Origin of the sequence: Streptomyces sp. DH24 (assembly GCF_029813775.1) — a bacterium.
In the GTDB taxonomy this organism is placed as follows: domain Bacteria; phylum Actinomycetota; class Actinomycetes; order Streptomycetales; family Streptomycetaceae; genus Streptomyces.
The window spans coordinates 150,115-164,860 of the sequence record NZ_JARVKW010000005.1 but is presented as its reverse complement, the minus strand read 5'-3'; the positions used below and the strand labels follow the sequence as shown (position 1 = coordinate 164,860).

General features: G+C 72.2%; 16 protein-coding genes. 13 read left to right on the top strand and 3 right to left on the bottom strand.

Features of this window, described 5'->3' with window-relative positions:
- Positions 1 to 131 precede the first annotated feature (131 nt).
- The 3 genes from lipA to QC282_RS05850 all read left to right on the top strand — a co-directional run bounded on the left by lipA (position 132) and on the right by QC282_RS05850 (position 2,382).
- Positions 132 to 1,121, top strand: a complete 990-nt coding sequence (gene lipA / locus QC282_RS05860; RefSeq protein WP_279548117.1) for a lipoyl synthase — start codon at positions 132 to 134, stop codon at positions 1,119 to 1,121.
- 267 nt (positions 1,122 to 1,388) lie between these two features.
- Positions 1,389 to 1,589 carry a hypothetical protein gene (locus QC282_RS05855; protein WP_279548116.1) on the top strand — a complete coding sequence of 67 codons (201 nt, stop codon included), beginning with the start codon at positions 1,389 to 1,391 and terminating at the stop codon, positions 1,587 to 1,589.
- Positions 1,590 to 1,680: 91 nt separating this feature from the next.
- Positions 1,681 to 2,382, top strand: a complete 702-nt coding sequence (locus tag QC282_RS05850) for a DUF4191 domain-containing protein (protein WP_279548115.1) — start codon at positions 1,681 to 1,683, stop codon at positions 2,380 to 2,382.
- A 98-nt stretch (positions 2,383 to 2,480) separates the two neighbouring features.
- Here QC282_RS05850 and QC282_RS05845 read toward each other — a convergent pair whose 3' ends face one another.
- Positions 2,481 to 2,948, bottom strand: coding sequence for an RDD family protein (locus QC282_RS05845; RefSeq protein WP_279548114.1), 468 nt, complete (start codon positions 2,946 to 2,948; stop codon positions 2,481 to 2,483).
- A gap of 210 nt (positions 2,949 to 3,158) precedes the next feature.
- On the opposite strand from QC282_RS05845, the gene glnA reads away from it, so the two are divergent.
- The 3 genes from glnA (at position 3,159) to QC282_RS05830 (ending at position 6,296) form a co-directional block, all read left to right on the top strand.
- Positions 3,159 to 4,568, top strand: coding sequence for a type I glutamate--ammonia ligase (gene glnA / locus QC282_RS05840; protein WP_279548113.1), 1,410 nt, complete (start codon positions 3,159 to 3,161; stop codon positions 4,566 to 4,568).
- Positions 4,569 to 4,742: 174 nt separating this feature from the next.
- On the top strand, positions 4,743 to 5,015 hold the full coding sequence (locus tag QC282_RS05835) for a hypothetical protein (RefSeq protein ID WP_279548215.1): 273 nt from the start codon (positions 4,743 to 4,745) through the stop codon (positions 5,013 to 5,015).
- Between the two features lie 96 nt (positions 5,016 to 5,111).
- Positions 5,112 to 6,296 carry a winged helix DNA-binding domain-containing protein gene (locus QC282_RS05830; protein ID WP_279548112.1) on the top strand — a complete coding sequence of 395 codons (1,185 nt, stop codon included), beginning with the start codon at positions 5,112 to 5,114 and terminating at the stop codon, positions 6,294 to 6,296.
- A 146-nt stretch (positions 6,297 to 6,442) separates the two neighbouring features.
- Here the strand turns inward: QC282_RS05830 and QC282_RS05825 are convergent, their stop codons facing one another.
- Positions 6,443 to 6,757, bottom strand: a complete 315-nt coding sequence (locus QC282_RS05825) for a hypothetical protein (RefSeq protein WP_279548111.1) — start codon at positions 6,755 to 6,757, stop codon at positions 6,443 to 6,445.
- A 175-nt stretch (positions 6,758 to 6,932) separates the two neighbouring features.
- Here QC282_RS05825 and QC282_RS05820 point away from each other — a divergent pair, with 175 nt between their 5' ends.
- The 6 genes from QC282_RS05820 to QC282_RS05795 all read left to right on the top strand — a co-directional run bounded on the left by QC282_RS05820 (position 6,933) and on the right by QC282_RS05795 (position 13,437).
- On the top strand, positions 6,933 to 7,292 hold the full coding sequence (locus QC282_RS05820; RefSeq protein ID WP_279548110.1) for an arsenate reductase family protein: 360 nt from the start codon (positions 6,933 to 6,935) through the stop codon (positions 7,290 to 7,292).
- A gap of 58 nt (positions 7,293 to 7,350) precedes the next feature.
- Positions 7,351 to 8,247 carry a hypothetical protein gene (locus tag QC282_RS05815; protein ID WP_279548109.1) on the top strand — a complete coding sequence of 299 codons (897 nt, stop codon included), beginning with the start codon at positions 7,351 to 7,353 and terminating at the stop codon, positions 8,245 to 8,247.
- Positions 8,248 to 8,660: 413 nt separating this feature from the next.
- Complete coding sequence (gene glnII, locus QC282_RS05810) at positions 8,661 to 9,692, top strand: glutamine synthetase (RefSeq protein ID WP_279548108.1); 1,032 nt, start codon at positions 8,661 to 8,663, stop codon at positions 9,690 to 9,692.
- A gap of 426 nt (positions 9,693 to 10,118) precedes the next feature.
- The gene (locus QC282_RS05805; protein WP_279548107.1) at positions 10,119 to 10,697 is read left to right on the top strand and encodes a winged helix-turn-helix domain-containing protein; all 579 of its coding nucleotides are present in this window, start codon (positions 10,119 to 10,121) and stop codon (positions 10,695 to 10,697) included.
- A 60-nt stretch (positions 10,698 to 10,757) separates the two neighbouring features.
- The gene (locus tag QC282_RS05800; protein ID WP_279548106.1) at positions 10,758 to 11,777 is read left to right on the top strand and encodes an SDR family oxidoreductase; all 1,020 of its coding nucleotides are present in this window, start codon (positions 10,758 to 10,760) and stop codon (positions 11,775 to 11,777) included.
- A gap of 145 nt (positions 11,778 to 11,922) precedes the next feature.
- Positions 11,923 to 13,437: a DUF1996 domain-containing protein gene (locus QC282_RS05795; RefSeq protein WP_279548105.1), complete on the top strand. Its 1,515-nt coding sequence runs from the start codon at positions 11,923 to 11,925 to the stop codon at positions 13,435 to 13,437.
- 89 nt (positions 13,438 to 13,526) lie between these two features.
- Here the strand turns inward: QC282_RS05795 and QC282_RS05790 are convergent, their stop codons facing one another.
- The gene (locus QC282_RS05790; protein ID WP_279548104.1) at positions 13,527 to 14,057 is read right to left on the bottom strand and encodes a hypothetical protein; all 531 of its coding nucleotides are present in this window, start codon (positions 14,055 to 14,057) and stop codon (positions 13,527 to 13,529) included.
- A gap of 148 nt (positions 14,058 to 14,205) precedes the next feature.
- On the opposite strand from QC282_RS05790, the gene QC282_RS05785 reads away from it, so the two are divergent.
- Positions 14,206 to 14,727: a tetratricopeptide repeat protein gene (locus QC282_RS05785; protein WP_279548103.1), complete on the top strand. Its 522-nt coding sequence runs from the start codon at positions 14,206 to 14,208 to the stop codon at positions 14,725 to 14,727.
- Positions 14,728 to 14,746: the final 19 nt, after the last annotated feature.

The following is a 14,746-nucleotide window of genomic DNA, read 5'->3' as shown; positions in this document are numbered from 1 at the left end:
AGGACGAGGCCGTTCAGGCCGAGGCCGGGGATGGGGGCGGCAGCCCCCAGGCAGCCCCGCACCGGCGCCGGACCACCGAAACCACGGGCGTACCCTTGAGGACGCCGAAGAATCAACGCTAGGGAGCCGACGTGTCCGCAGTCGCACCCGACGGACGCAAGATGCTGCGCCTGGAGGTCCGCAACAGCCAGACCCCCATCGAGCGCAAGCCCGAGTGGATCAAGACCCGGGCGAAAATGGGTCCCGAGTACACGAAGATGCAGAACCTCGTGAAGAGCGAGGGCCTGCACACGGTCTGCCAGGAAGCCGGCTGCCCGAACATCTACGAGTGCTGGGAGGACCGCGAGGCGACCTTCCTCATCGGCGGCGACCAGTGCACCCGGCGCTGCGACTTCTGCCAGATCGACACCGGCAAGCCCGAGGCCCTCGACCGTGACGAGCCGCGCCGCGTGGGCGAGTCCGTGGTCACGATGGACCTCAACTACGCCACCATCACCGGCGTCGCCCGCGACGACCTGGAGGACGGCGGCGCCTGGCTGTACGCGGAGACCGTGCGCCAGATCCACCGGCAGACGGCGGACCGCGAGGCCGGCCGCACCAAGGTCGAGCTGCTCGCCCCCGACTTCAACGCGGTCCCGGAGCAGCTGGCGGAGGTCTTCTCCTCCCGCCCCGAGGTCTTCGCGCACAACGTCGAGACGGTCCCGCGGATCTTCAAGCGCATCCGCCCCGGCTTCCGCTACGAGCGTTCGCTGCAGGTCATCACGGCCGCCCGCGACTACGGCCTGGTCACCAAGTCGAACCTGATCCTCGGCATGGGCGAGACCCGCGAGGAGGTCAGCGAGGCGCTCAAGCAGCTGCACGAGGCGGGCTGCGAGCTGGTCACCATCACGCAGTACCTGCGCCCGTCGGTGCGCCACCACCCCGTGGAGCGCTGGGTGAAGCCGCACGAGTTCGTGGAGCTGCAGGAGGAGGCCGAGCAGATCGGCTTCTCCGGCGTGATGTCCGGCCCGCTGGTGCGGTCCTCGTACCGCGCCGGGCGGCTGTACCGGATGGCGATCGAGCAGCGCGACTCGGCCGCCGAGCGGCAGGGCGGCGCCCACATCGCCGCGCAGGCCGTCTGACGTACCGTCACCCCCCGTCGCCCGCACGGCGTCCGGCGAGCGTGTGAATTCGCGCACAAGCGACTACTCCCCGGTAGTGACCGAGAAGCCGCGGCCCCGGCCGTCCTCCCAGTTGAGGGCGTACGCCGGGGCCGCGTCCGTGTTCCGGTGCGCCACATCAGGGCTTCATGGGTGTTTGACCGGTCGGTCACGCCCTGGTAACACCAATCAGTGACCCTGGAATCACAGGTCGTAGACCCATTGCCGCTCCGAGGGGGGACCTCCACGATGCAGGCCGCGCCCGTTCGCGCCACCGCCATTCCGTCGTTCGGCACCGCGCTGCGCGCCGTCGAGTCGCTGCTGCTGAGCAGCGGCCAGCGCACCGCCCGTCGCAACGCCTGGACCTCCGTGCTGGAGGACCGCCGCCGCGCCAAGGACCGGGTCGAGGCGCAGCGCGTTCTCGACGAGACCGTGTCCGGCCGCGCCTGACCTTCCCGCTCCCTCCGGCCCGGCCCGCCGCCCGTGTCCCGCCGGGACACTGCCGTCGTCCGCGCTTCCGGGGGCACGTAGACTTCGTGGCATGGCGAGGAAGGAAACCGCAGCGGACGCTGCGAACCCCGGGCGACTGAAGCAGATCGCCCTGACCTACAAGATGACCCGCAGGGCCGACAAGAAGATCGGTCTTGTACTCGCGGCAGTCGGAATCGTCACCTTCGGTGTCTTCCTCGCGATCGGTTTCTTGATCGGTCACCCCATCTATCTCGGCATCCTGGGCCTCCTGCTCGCCTTGCTCGCGACGGCGATCGTGTTCGGGCGCCGGGCCGAGCGGGCCGCCTTCGGGCAGATGGAGGGCCAGCCGGGCGCGGCCGCGGCCGTGCTGGACAACATCGGCCGGGGCTGGACCACGACCCCCGCTGTGGCGATGAACCGCAGCCAGGACGTGGTGCACCGGGCCGTCGGCAAGGCCGGCATCGTGCTGGTCGCCGAGGGCAACCCGAACCGGGTCAAGGGCCTGCTGGCCGCCGAGAAGAAGAAGATGAACCGCATCGTGGCCGACGTACCGGTGCACGACCTGATCGTCGGCACCGGCGAGGGCCAGGTCGAGCTGAAGAAGCTGCGCACCACGATGCTGAAGCTGCCGCGCGTGCTCACCGGCCCGCAGATCACCGCGACCAACGACCGGCTGCGCGCGCTGGGCGACCTGATGAGCAACATGCCGCTGCCGAAGGGGCCCATGCCGAAGGGCATGAAGCTGCCGAAGGGCGGACCGAAGGCCCGCTGACGACGCCCGTCACCCCGTCATACGGAAAGGGGCGCCCGGATCACTCCGGGCGCCCCTTCGTCGTCCCCGCGTCCGCGTACGCGCGGGCGGGGCGCAGGTCAGATGCGGACCTCGACCGTGCCGGCCAGCCGGTCGTGGAGGCCGCGGCCGTCGCGGTCCCAGATCAGGGGCGGGATCGCCAGGCACAGCAGCACCGTGCGCAGCAGGACACGCAGCGGGTTGACCGTGCCGGTGGCCAGGGTGAGCACCCGGATGCCGAAGATCCGCTTGCCGGGCGTGCAGCCGATCGTGCCGACGGTGAGGACGCTCAGGACGAAGAAGATCAGCAACGTCCAGTTGCTGGTGGCCTGGTCGTAGCCGTCGGTGATCAGACCGTATGCGATCAACAGGCACAGGCCCCAGTCCACCGCCAGTGCGCCGAGGCGCCGCCCCGGCCGGGCGATCGAGCCGGGGCCCTCCTCCGGCAGACCCAGCTGCTCGCCCCGGTAACCGAGATCCGCACCCGCGTTCTCCAGGGCCTCGCGCGGCCCCGACAGCCATGATCCGAATGCTTGCCTGTTGTCCACCCGTCAACGGTACTGCGCGCGCGCATGACCGGGGGACGGTGGGGTGTTCCGGGGCTACGGTTGAACGAGAGCCGGTTAACTTGTGCGAAACAAATGGGTCACGCCGGAGAAATCACGCGTCCCTAGGGTCGAGGTCAGCGTGTGCCACCCGCACTGGCCGCACGAACGAACTACCACCCCGGCGGGACGGTCGGGAGTAGGAGGAGCTGGATGTTCCAGAACGCCGACGAGGCCAAGAAGTTCATCGCGGACGAGGACGTCAAGTTCATCGACGTCCGGTTCTGCGACCTCCCGGGCGTCATGCAGCACTTCACGGTGCCCGCCGAGGCGTTCGACCCGGACGAGGAGCTCGCCTTCGACGGCTCCTCCATCCGCGGCTTCCAGGCCATTCACGAGTCCGACATGGCGCTGCGCGCGGACCTGTCGACCGCCCGGGTCGACCCGTTCCGCCGCGACAAGACGCTCAACGTCAACTTCTTCATCCACGACCCGATCACCGGCGAGCAGTACTCCCGTGACCCGCGGAACGTGGCGAAGAAGGCCGAGGCCTACCTCGCGTCCACCGGCATCGCCGACACCGCGTACTTCGGCCCCGAGGCGGAGTTCTACGTCTTCGACAGCGTCCGCTTCGCGACCAGCGCGAACGAGTCCTTCTACCACATCGACTCCGAGGCCGGCGCCTGGAACACCGGCGCCCTGGAGGACAACCGCGGTTACAAGGTCCGCTACAAGGGCGGCTACTTCCCGGTCCCGCCGGTCGACCACTTCGCCGACCTGCGCGCCGAGATCTCCCTGGAGCTCGACCGGGCCGGCCTGAAGGTCGAGCGCCAGCACCACGAGGTGGGCACCGCCGGCCAGGCGGAGATCAACTACAGGTTCAACACGCTGCTCGCCGCGGCCGACGACCTCCAGCTGTTCAAGTACATCGTGAAGAACGTGGCCTGGCGCAACGGCAAGACCGCGACCTTCATGCCGAAGCCGATCTTCGGCGACAACGGCTCGGGCATGCACGTCCACCAGTCGCTGTGGAGCAACGGCGACCCGCTGTTCTACGACGAGGCCGGTTACGCGGGCCTGTCGGACACCGCCCGCTACTACATCGGCGGCATCCTCAAGCACGCCCCGTCGCTGCTGGCGTTCACCAACCCGACGGTGAACTCCTACCACCGCCTGGTGCCGGGCTTCGAGGCGCCGGTGAACCTGGTGTACTCGCAGCGCAACCGCTCCGCCGCGATGCGCATCCCGATCACCGGTTCGAACCCGAAGGCCAAGCGCGTCGAGTTCCGCGCGCCCGACGCCTCCGGCAACCCGTACCTGGCCTTCTCGGCGCTGCTGCTGGCCGGCCTGGACGGCATCAAGAACAAGATCGAGCCGGCCGAGCCGATCGACAAGGACCTCTACGAGCTGGCTCCCGAGGAGCACGCCAACGTGGCGCAGGTCCCGACCTCCCTCGGCGCGGTCCTGGACCGCCTGGAGGCCGACCACGAGTTCCTGCTCCAGGGCGACGTCTTCACGCCCGACCTGATCGAGACGTGGATCGACTTCAAGCGCGCGAACGAGATCGCGCCGCTGCAGCTGCGTCCGCACCCGCACGAGTTCGAGCTGTACTTCGACGTGTGACAGACGCCGGGTCCGCCGACCCGGAGGGCTGTTCGAGGGCCCGCCACCCCAGCCGGGGCGGCGGGCCCTCGCCGTGTCCGGGCGCCCTGCGGGCCGGTGCCGCTTCACAGAACCGGCCCGCACGAGGGATCCTGGACCGGGACGGGTGTTCGACAGACGACGGGGATGACCGGGATGTCCGAGCGGGACGACTTCGAACAGCGAGAATACGACCTCCGGTGGGCGGACGGCGCCGAGCACAAGGAGCCCTCGGCCCGTGCCCGGATGCTGGCCGCGCGCTGGAAGCACAACCCGCCCGGTCCGGTCCCCTTCCGGCCCGAGCCCGCCGCCCGCTCCCGCGGGCTCTCCCGGCACCGCCCGGCCTGGCTGTCGACCGTCCTGGTACTCGGCGGCATGGCCGCCCTGATCGTGCTGCTCGGCTACGGGGGCTTCCGCCCGCCGTTCTGACGCCGGTCCGGCACCGCCCCGTGCCGCCGTCGCCGGCCCGTTGTCAGTGGTGTCCGGGACGATGGCCGGACGGACCACGTGACGGTGGAGGCGTGCATGGGTGAGACGTTGCGGCACATCACGACGGCGGAGCGGCGGGCGCGGCTCGCGGTGCGGCACCGGCTGGCCGGGACGGCCCGGGCGGCGAGCCCGGAGGAGGTCGCCCGTTCCCTGGTGGCGCTGCACGGCACGGACCCCGCGACGGTGTATCTGGCGGTCGGCGCGCGGCTCGCGGACGCGGCGAGGACCGTGCCGGAGACCGAGCGGGCCCTGTACGAGGACCGGGCTCTGGTGCGGATGCATGGCATGCGGCACACGGTGTTCGTGTTCCCCGCCGAGCTGACCGCCGTCGTGCACGCCTCGACGGGCCTCACCGTCGCCGCCCGCGAGCGCGCCGCGCTGCTGCAGCACATGGCGGCGGCAGGGGCGCCGGACGCGGCCTGGCTGAAGGAGGTCGAGGAGTCGACGCTGGCGGCGCTGGGCCGGCTCGGCCAGGCCACGGCTGCCGAACTCGCCGTGGAGGAGCCGCGGTTGAGGGAACAGTTCGTGTACGCGGCCGGCAAGCGCTACGAGGGCGTCCACACCGTTTCGACGCGGCTGCTGAAGGTGCTGGGCGTGGAGGGCAAGGTCGTACGGGGCCGGCCGCTCGGTTCCTGGACGTCGAGCCGGTTCCGCTGGGCGCTCGCCCCGCGCCATCCGGAGCTGGACCCCGCCGAGGCCCGGGCCGCGCTGCTGCGGCACTGGCTGACGGCGTGCGGGCCGGCGACGGAGGCGGACCTGAAGTGGTGGACGGGGTGGCGCGTGACCGACGTGCGCCGGGCGCTCACCGCGATCGGGGCGCGGCCGGTGTCGCTGGACGCGGGCACGGGGTACGTGGCCGAGGGCGACGAGGACGCGGTGGCCGGTCCCGGCGAGCCGTGGGCGGCGCTCCTGCCGGCCCTGGACCCGACGGCGATGGCGTGGCAGGAGCGGGACTGGTATCTGGCGCCGGAGCTGCGGGCGGCCCTGTTCGACCGCAGCGGGAACGTGGGGCCGACGGTGTGGTGGAACGGACGGGTGGTCGGCGGCTGGGCGCAGCGCGCCGACGGGGAGGTGGTCTGGCGGCTCCTCGACACGCGGGACGTGGGCCGCGACGCGGAGGCGGCGATCGCCTCGGAGGCCGGACGGCTGCGCGGCTGGGCGGGGGCGACGCGGGTGACTCCGCGCTTCCGGACGCCGCTGGAGCGGGAGTTGACGGCCTAGGCCGCCCGGCGGGCATGCCCCGCCCGTCGGGCATGCCCTGGACGCCCGTCAGGCATGCCCTTGGCCGCCTGTCAGGCAAGCCCTGGGACGAAGGTCACGCGAGAGCCGGGCACCCCGCGCACGCGGGGCACCCGGCACCGGTCGTGTCACCGGCAGTAGCGCATCAACGCCCGCACCATGTGGCACGTCGTGTCCGACGGCGGGTGGACGCCGATGGTCTGCGCCGCCTTCCGTATGGTCTCGTTGCGGGCCTGGTTCGGGACGTGGACGCCGGAGTCGAGCAGGGCGATCGCGAGCCGCATCGCCTTCAGACGCCGGTTGTGCGTGATGTACCACTCGCGGGGGCGGCCCGGCGGCAACGGGCGCTTCTCCACGGGGGCGTAGGGCAGGTCGAGCAGGACGGGACGCTTCGCGGTGGACTGGGTGGGCAGCGGCTTGGCCTTCAGTGCGGCAGCGGGCACAGGCATCCTCCTGTCGCGGTGAGAGCGCCGGCACGGGGACCTCGGCGACCCCGGCGCCACTCTCGAACACTGCTTCTATTCTACTGCCCGCCACTGACAAAAGCCCCTGGCCACAAGGGCTTTCGGGGGTGGTGTGACGCGGGTGGCAGACGGGTTCTCGCGTACCGTGGGCGGCATGGAGATCTGGATCAACCCGGCCTGTTCCAAGTGCCGCAGCGCCGTCGAACTGCTCGACGCGGAGGGTGCCGACTACACCGTCCGCCGGTATCTGGAGGACGTGCCCAGCGAGGACGAGATCAGGGGCGTACTGGACCGGCTCGGTCTCGAACCCTGGGACATCACCCGCACCCAGGAGGCCGCCGCGAAGGAGCTGGGCCTCAAGGACTGGCCGCGGGACGCCGGTTCGCGCGACCGCTGGATCGCGGCGCTCGCCGGGCATCCCAAGCTGCTCCAGCGCCCGATCATCACGGCGGACGACGGCACGGCGGTCGTGGCCCGCACCGACGAGGCCGTACGGGATGCTCTGTCCCGGTAGTTGACGTTTTGCCGCTCGGTGCGGCTGCGGGCACCGTGCGCTGTTACCCTGCGCGGCCATGACCTTCGGTGATCATGGAAGCCCGCACGGAAGCCCGTACGGAGACCCTCACGGCACCCCGTACGGCGGCCCCTACGGCACCCCGTACGGACAGCCGGGACCGCACCCCTACGGGGCTCCCGACCCGCACGCCCAGTGGGCCGCCGCGCAGGAGCGGATACGCCGGGGCCGGCGGCTGCGGCGTGTCGCCGGCGGCACGGTGGGCCTGGTGCTCGTCGCGGCCATCGGCGTGGGCGTGGTGCTGGCGACCGGCGGCGGGGGCGACACCGGCGAGGAAGGCGCGGCGGCCGTGCCCTCCGCGACCGGCGACGCGGCCCCCTCCGTCGCCGCCGAACTGCCCTCCGGTGCCCCGTCCGCCCTGCCCTCGCTGCTCGCCCGGCCGGTGATCCGCCCGGAGCGGGCGTTCCCGGAGAAGAGCGTGCGGCTGAGCGGCGGCGCGCGCTACGAGCGGGTCGACCTGGCCACGACCACCGACTGCGCACGGGGCATGTCGCCGGGCCTCGCCCAGCTCGTCGAACAGGGCGAGGAGTGCCTGCGGCTGACGGCGGCCCTGTTCACGGACGCCGAGCGGCGTTCGCAGGTGACGGTCACCGTGCTGAGCTTCGAGCGCGTCGAGGACGCCTCCCGGGTCATGGCGATGGCCTCGATGGACCCGGTGTCGTATCAGGTCGTCTCGCTCGATCCGCCGCCCGGGGCCGGCCTGCCGACGGTGCCGCCGGGCTCGGCCGGTGTCTTCCGGCGGGTGATGACCGTGCGGTCGGTGGTCTTCGCCAACGGGCAGTGGGGCGACGGCGCCGAGACCGGCGAGGCGGCGCTCACCGGGCAGACGGAGGACCTGCTCCAGTACGTGAACGACAGGGTCGCGGCGTACGAGCAGGGCGAGGACGGGGCGTGACGCGGCACCCCGCGACTTTCCGGTGACGGAGCTTGCTGCGGCCTTCTGGTGACGGGGGTTGCTGCGGCCTTCTTGTGGCGGAGGTCGCTGCGGCGGCGGCCGGTGGTTTCCGTGCGCGGCGGGGCCGCCGCGTGCGCCCGCGAGCACCCGCCGGCTCATTCCCATCGCATACGAGCCGTCGCGCCGGTGCCGCCGCGCGGCCCTGATCAGCGGCTTTCCGGGGACCGGTCGGCGCGCGCGCTCCCTCACAGCGTGAATCGCGCCACACGACCTCCAGGTAACACGGGGTTCACATTCGGGCAATGGCCGGGAAATCGCCTGTTGACAGGCTTCCGTCCATCCGCGGCGCCCCAGTGCCGCAGCGCCGCAGCACCCGCAAGTGCGCCCAGACCCACCCCCGAAGGATGTGGCCCGTGACCTTCAAGGCTGAGTACATCTGGATCGACGGCACCGAGCCGACGGCCAAGCTGCGTTCCAAGACGAAGATCATCGTGGGTGAGCCCGCGGGCCTGGACGCGCTGCCGATCTGGGGCTTCGACGGTTCCTCCACGAACCAGGCCGCGGGTCACGCCTCGGACTGTGTGCTCAAGCCGGTCTTCTGCTGCCCGGACCCGATCCGCGGCGGCGACGACGTCCTGGTGCTGTGCGAGGTCCTCAACACGGACATGACCCCGCACGCCACCAACACGCGTGCCGCGCTCGTCGAGGTCGCGGAGAAGTTCGCCGCGCAGGAGCCGATCTTCGGCATCGAGCAGGAGTACACGTTCTTCAAGGACGGCTACCCGCTGGGCTTCCCCAAGGGCGGCTTCCCGGCCCCGCAGGGCGGCTACTACTGCGGTGTCGGCTCGGACGAGATCTTCGGCCGTGACGTGGTCGAGGCGCACCTGGACAACTGCCTGAAGGCGGGCCTCGGCCTGTCCGGCATCAACGCCGAGGTCATGCCGGGCCAGTGGGAGTTCCAGGTCGGCCCGCTCGCGCCGCTGGAGGTCTCCGACCAGCTGTGGGTGGCCCGCTGGCTGCTGTACCGCACCGCCGAGGACTTCGGCATCGCCGCCACCCTGGACCCGAAGCCGGTCAAGGGCGACTGGAACGGCGCCGGCGCGCACACCAACTTCTCCACGAAGGCGATGCGCGAGGGCTACGACGCGATCATCACCGCGTGCGAGTCGCTCGGCGAGGGCTCCAAGCCGCTCGACCACGTCAAGAACTACGGCGCCGGCATCGACGACCGTCTCACGGGCCTGCACGAGACCGCCCCGTGGAACGAGTACTCCTACGGCGTCTCCAACCGCGGCGCCTCGGTCCGTATCCCGTGGCAGGTCGAGAAGGACGGCAAGGGCTACATCGAGGACCGCCGTCCCAACGCCAACGTCGACCCGTACGTGGTGACCCGCCTGCTCGTCGACACCTGCTGCTCCGCGCTGGAGAAGGCCGGCCAGGTCTGATCCCGCCGCTTCCCGCGAGGGGGCGTCCACCGTCACGGTGGGCGCCCCCTCGCGTCGTCGGCGGCGCGTGTCCTGGTGGGGGGCACACAGATCGACGGCGGCGGCCGGGCGGTGCGCGGCCGGGCCGGCGTCCCGTGTGTGACAGACCGCTGCTGCGGACGGCGGGTGTCTGCTTCAATGGGTTCATGACCGGCTTCCAGAAGTTCCCCGCGACGGGTCGTCACGACCTGGAGCCCTTCTGGCCTTCCCGTCAGCACCACGACTTCGACCGGGTGTGTTGCCGCGCGGTGAACGCGCGGGCCCTTTAAAGCCGTACCCCGGCCTTCGGCCAGCGCGGACGACGTACGTCCCGCGGCGCGCCCGATCACGAACTCGCGGCCGTCGCCCTTTCCCGACGAACTCCTCGCGCGAAAGAGCTGACCTCTCATGGCGACCTCCCGTCCCCTGTCCTCCGCCACGTTCCCCGCCCACTCCCCCGGCGCCCCGCGGCACCGGCTGCGCCCCGTCGACCGGGACGAGGTCGTCGACGTGACGGACCTGCTGCCGCCGGGCGCGACCTGGCTGCCCGCCCCGCCGCACACTCTGCCCACGCTGCCGGGCCGGCCGCCGATGATCGGCTATCTGGTGCTCGTCCCGGCCGACCAGCAGCCGCCGTTCGGGGCGGCGCCCGCCCGGCCGGAAGCCGGCGACCCGCCCGGCCACGACGAGGGCGTCCCGCTCGTCCGGGTCGACACCGTGCGGCGCACCGCCGAAGTCGACGGCCGTGAACTCGACCTGACCTACCTGGAGTTCGAGCTGCTCGCCCACCTCGTCGCCCACCCGGGCCGGGTGCACACCCGGGACCAGCTGGTGAGCACGGTGTGGGGCTACGGGCACGTGGGCGACGGCCGCACGGTCGACGTCCACGTGGCCCGGCTGCGCCGCAAGCTGGGCCCCGAGCACCGGGCGGCGATCCAGACGGTGCGCCGCGTCGGCTACAAGTACGTGCCGCCGACCGGGCGCTGAGGATCTGCTGACGGCAGATTCCCGTTCCGTCCCCCGACCGGGCCGGGCAGAGTGACCGGCATGAGGCTTCTGGTGCTGGGTGGTACGGAGTTCGCGGGGCGGGCCGTCGTGGAGGCGGCGCTGGGGCGCGGCTGGGACGTGACGGTGTTCAACCGGGGCCGGCACGCGGCCCCGCCGGGGGTGCGGTCCCTGCACGGCGACCGCACCGCCCCGGACGGGCTCGCCGCGCTCGCCGCGGACGGCACCGAGTGGGACGTCGTCGTCGACACGTGGTCGGCGGCGCCCCGCGCGGTGCGGGACGCGGCGCGGCTGCTGCGGGACCGCGCCGGGCGGTACGTGTACGTGTCGAGCTGCTCGGTGTACACCTGGGCGCCGCCCGCCGGGTACACCGAGGACGCGCCGGTGGTCGAGGACGCCTCGCCCGACGCGGAGCAGACCTCGTACGCGGAGGACAAGCGGGGCGGTGAGCTCGCGGCGCTGGATGCCTTCGGCGCGGACCGGGCGCTGCTGGTCCGGGCCGGGCTCATCCTCGGCCCGTACGAGAACGTGGGGCGGCTGCCCTGGTGGCTGAACCGCATGGCGCGCGGCGGCCCGGTGCTGGCTCCGGGGCCGCGGGACCTGCCGCTGGAGTACGTCGACGTGCGCGACCTCGCCGAGTGGACGCTCGACGCGGCGCAGGGCGGGCTGAGCGGGCCGTACAACCTGATCAGCCCTCAGGGGCACGCGACAATGGGCGAGTTGCTGGAGGCCTGCGCCCGGGTGACCGGGGGCGGCGCCGACCTGCGGTGGACCGAGCCGGAGGTGATCCTGGCGGCGGGCATCGAGCCGTGGACGGAGCTGCCGGTGTGGGTGCCGCCGGGCAGCGACATGCACGACGCGCTGCACGCCGCGGACGTGTCGCGGGCGGTCGCGGCGGGGCTGCGCTGCCGGCCCGTGGCGGACACCGTCGCCGACACCTGGGCGTGGCTCCGGGAGATCGGCGGCACGGCGCCGCAGCGGCCGGACCGGACCCGCAAGGGGCTCGACCCGGAGGTGGAGGCGAAGGTGCTCGCCGGGGGTGCGGCCGGCACCACCCCCTGACCCGGGGTCCGGCCCGATCGCCGAGCACACGTTCCCGGCGATTCCCGGGACGACTGAACACCTGTGGGACCAACTCCGTATGGGAGGGCGCCGCTTCACTCCTGTCGGGCGCCTCGCTGCCCCGCAAGGAAGTCAGAGGAGTTCCATGGGACGCACTACACGAAAACGCCGTACGCCACTGGCCACGAAGGCCATTGCCGCATCGGCGGCACTGGCGCTCGGTGGGGGCGGGCTGGTCTGGGCGAATTTCCACGCCTCGGCGCACGAGTCCGACGGCCGGGACGGCCGGACCCGGTCGGCGGGGGCGCAGATCGCCACAATCGACTGTCCGGACGTCGGCCAGCAGCTCAGGCGCCTGCCGAGGGGGGCCCGCTCCGGCGTCGACAGGGAGCTGGCGAACCTGGACGAGCAGATCACCGAGGCGTACGCCCGTCTCGCGTCGACGCGCCGGGCCCAGGCGGGCGACCCGGGGTTCGTGCAGAACTCCGTCCTCGGCCCGCTGAAGTCGAAGCGCGGCGCCGCCCTCGACCGGATCGGCATCAACATCCGCCGGGCGGGCGGCAGCGTGCCGGACGGCCTGGACCGGTTCGCCGAGTGCCGGGGCATCCCGGCCGAACAGCCCGGGACCGACGAGGGCGACGGCCAGGACCAGGACGGCGGCCAGGACGGCGGTCAGGACCAGGGCGGCGGCCAGGACGGCGGTCAGGACCAGGGCGGCGGCCGGCAGGACGACAACGGCAACGGGGCCGCGGGCCCGGTCGCCGAGGACTTCGCCGACATCACGGCAGTCGAACCCAACGTGCAGCAGCCGCAGCAGGGCGAGGACGCCTCGACGGGCACGTTCACGACCGAGTGCGGTGTGAACGAGAACGACCTGTTCAACAGCGACAACCTGATCGTGGCGCCCGGCGTCGACAACGGCGCGCACCACACGCACGACTACGTCGGCAACCAGGACAACGACGCGTTCTCCAGCGACGACGACCTCGCGAACGCCGAGACGAGCTGCCAGAACCCGGGCGACAGATCCACGTACTACTGGCCGGTGCTGCGGCTCCAGGACGGCAGCCGGGAGTTCGACGCGAACGAACCGGGCGGCGGCGCCGAGGGCAACGTCGGCACGATCCTGAAGGCGGAGAGCGCCGAGATCAGGTTCGTCGGCAACCCGCGCAGCAAGGTCGTCGCGATGCCGAAGTTCCTGCGCATCATCACCGGTGACGCGAAGGCCTTCACCAACGGCGACGCCAACGCCAACGCCGGCTGGTCGTGCACCGGCTTCGAGGACCGGGTGCTCGCGGACAAGTACCCGCTGTGCCCGGACGGCTCCAAGGTGGTCCGGATCTTCGACTTCCAGAGCTGCTGGGACGGCCAGAACATCGACAGCGCCAACCACCGTGACCACGTGGCGTTCGCCGACCCGGCCACCGGTGCCTGCCCGGAGGGCTTCCAGGCCATCCCGCAGCTGACGATGAACCTGGTCTACGACGTGCCGCGGCCCAGCATCGAGAACGGGCAGGTGCGGAACCCGTTCGCGGTCGACGGTTTCCCGGAGCAGCTGCACAAGCCGGTCACCGACCACGACGACTTCATCAACGTCATGGACGAGGAGCTGATGAACCGGGTGGTCGACTGCATCAACAACGGCGAGGACTGCCGGTGACCCGGTAGCGGACCGGCAGCGGCAGGGGCGACAGGGCTGGCAAGGAGCCGGCGGTGGGATGCGTTCCCGCCGCCGGCTCCGGTGCGCGCTCAGTGGTGTGAATCAGAAACCGAACCCGAACCGCCGGTGCCACCAGTACCGCCAGTACCGCCAGTGTCCCCGGTGCCGCCAGTGCCCCCGCCACCCCCGGTGTGGCCCTCGTGCGAGGTGCCCTCCTCCAGCGTCCCGCCCAGCCGTCCGCGCAGCGACCGCACCACGTCCGCGTGGCCGACGGCGACCCACTTGCGGCCGACGAGGTAGTGACCGCCGTAGTCCTTGGCCGTGTTGATCCACTCGCGCTGGCCGCGGTCGGTGGCGAAGGTGGCGAGGACGTACCTGCCGTCGCCGGTCCCGCAGAGGGCCTGGCGGATCTCGTCCGCGTCGGTCTGCATGTCCGGCTCGCACTTCGCCGCGGCGGCCAGCTGCTCCCGGCTGCCGGTCGCCGTGCCGGGCGGCGCGGCCCCACGGGTCCCGCCGCCGTCGCCGCCGCCGTCGCCGCCGTCGTCGCAGCCCGCCAGTGCCAGTGCCAGTGCCGCCGGCACGGCCCCGGTCAGCGCGAGCCTCGGTCGGGTCACCCTCATCGTGTCTCCTCCGGTCCCTTGCGGCGGCACGGCGCAGCGGCATGCCGCGGTCGGCCCCGGCCCGGGGCCCGTCGCTGGATACGGGCGCGGGACGCACCGCGCTCAAAACCACGTGCCCTCACCCGCCCCGCCGTGCGAAGGTGTGCCGGTGAACCAGGACTGGGAAGACCGCGTGGCCGCCGCCTGGGCGTCCTTCGACGACTACGGCGACGACCGGGCGGCCGAGTTCCGCGCGGTGATCGACGGGCTCGTCGCCGAACTGCCCGAAGACAGCCCGCTCGGCCCGTTCGAGCGGGCCTGCGCCTGGGACTCGACGGGTCGTTCGGACCAGGCCGTCCCGCTGTACCGGGAGGCGCTGGCGCGCGGTCTCGGCGAGGTCAGCCCGTACCGGGCGCGCCGGACGAAGATCCAGCTGTCGAGCTCGCTGCGGAACATCGGCCGGGCCCACGAGGGCGTCGAGCTGCTCACGCCCGAACTGACCGCCCCCTCCGACGAGTTGGACGACGCGGTCCGCGCGACGCTCGCGCTGTGCCTGTCGAGCCTGGGCCGCGACCGCGAGGGCCTGTCGCTCGTCCTGGGCGCCCTCGCGCCCCATCTGCCGCGCTACCAGCGGTCGATGGCGAACTACGCGCGGCTGCTGACCGCTCCGGAGAGTGCCCCGGGCGCGTGAAGTGACCATCCAACGATTC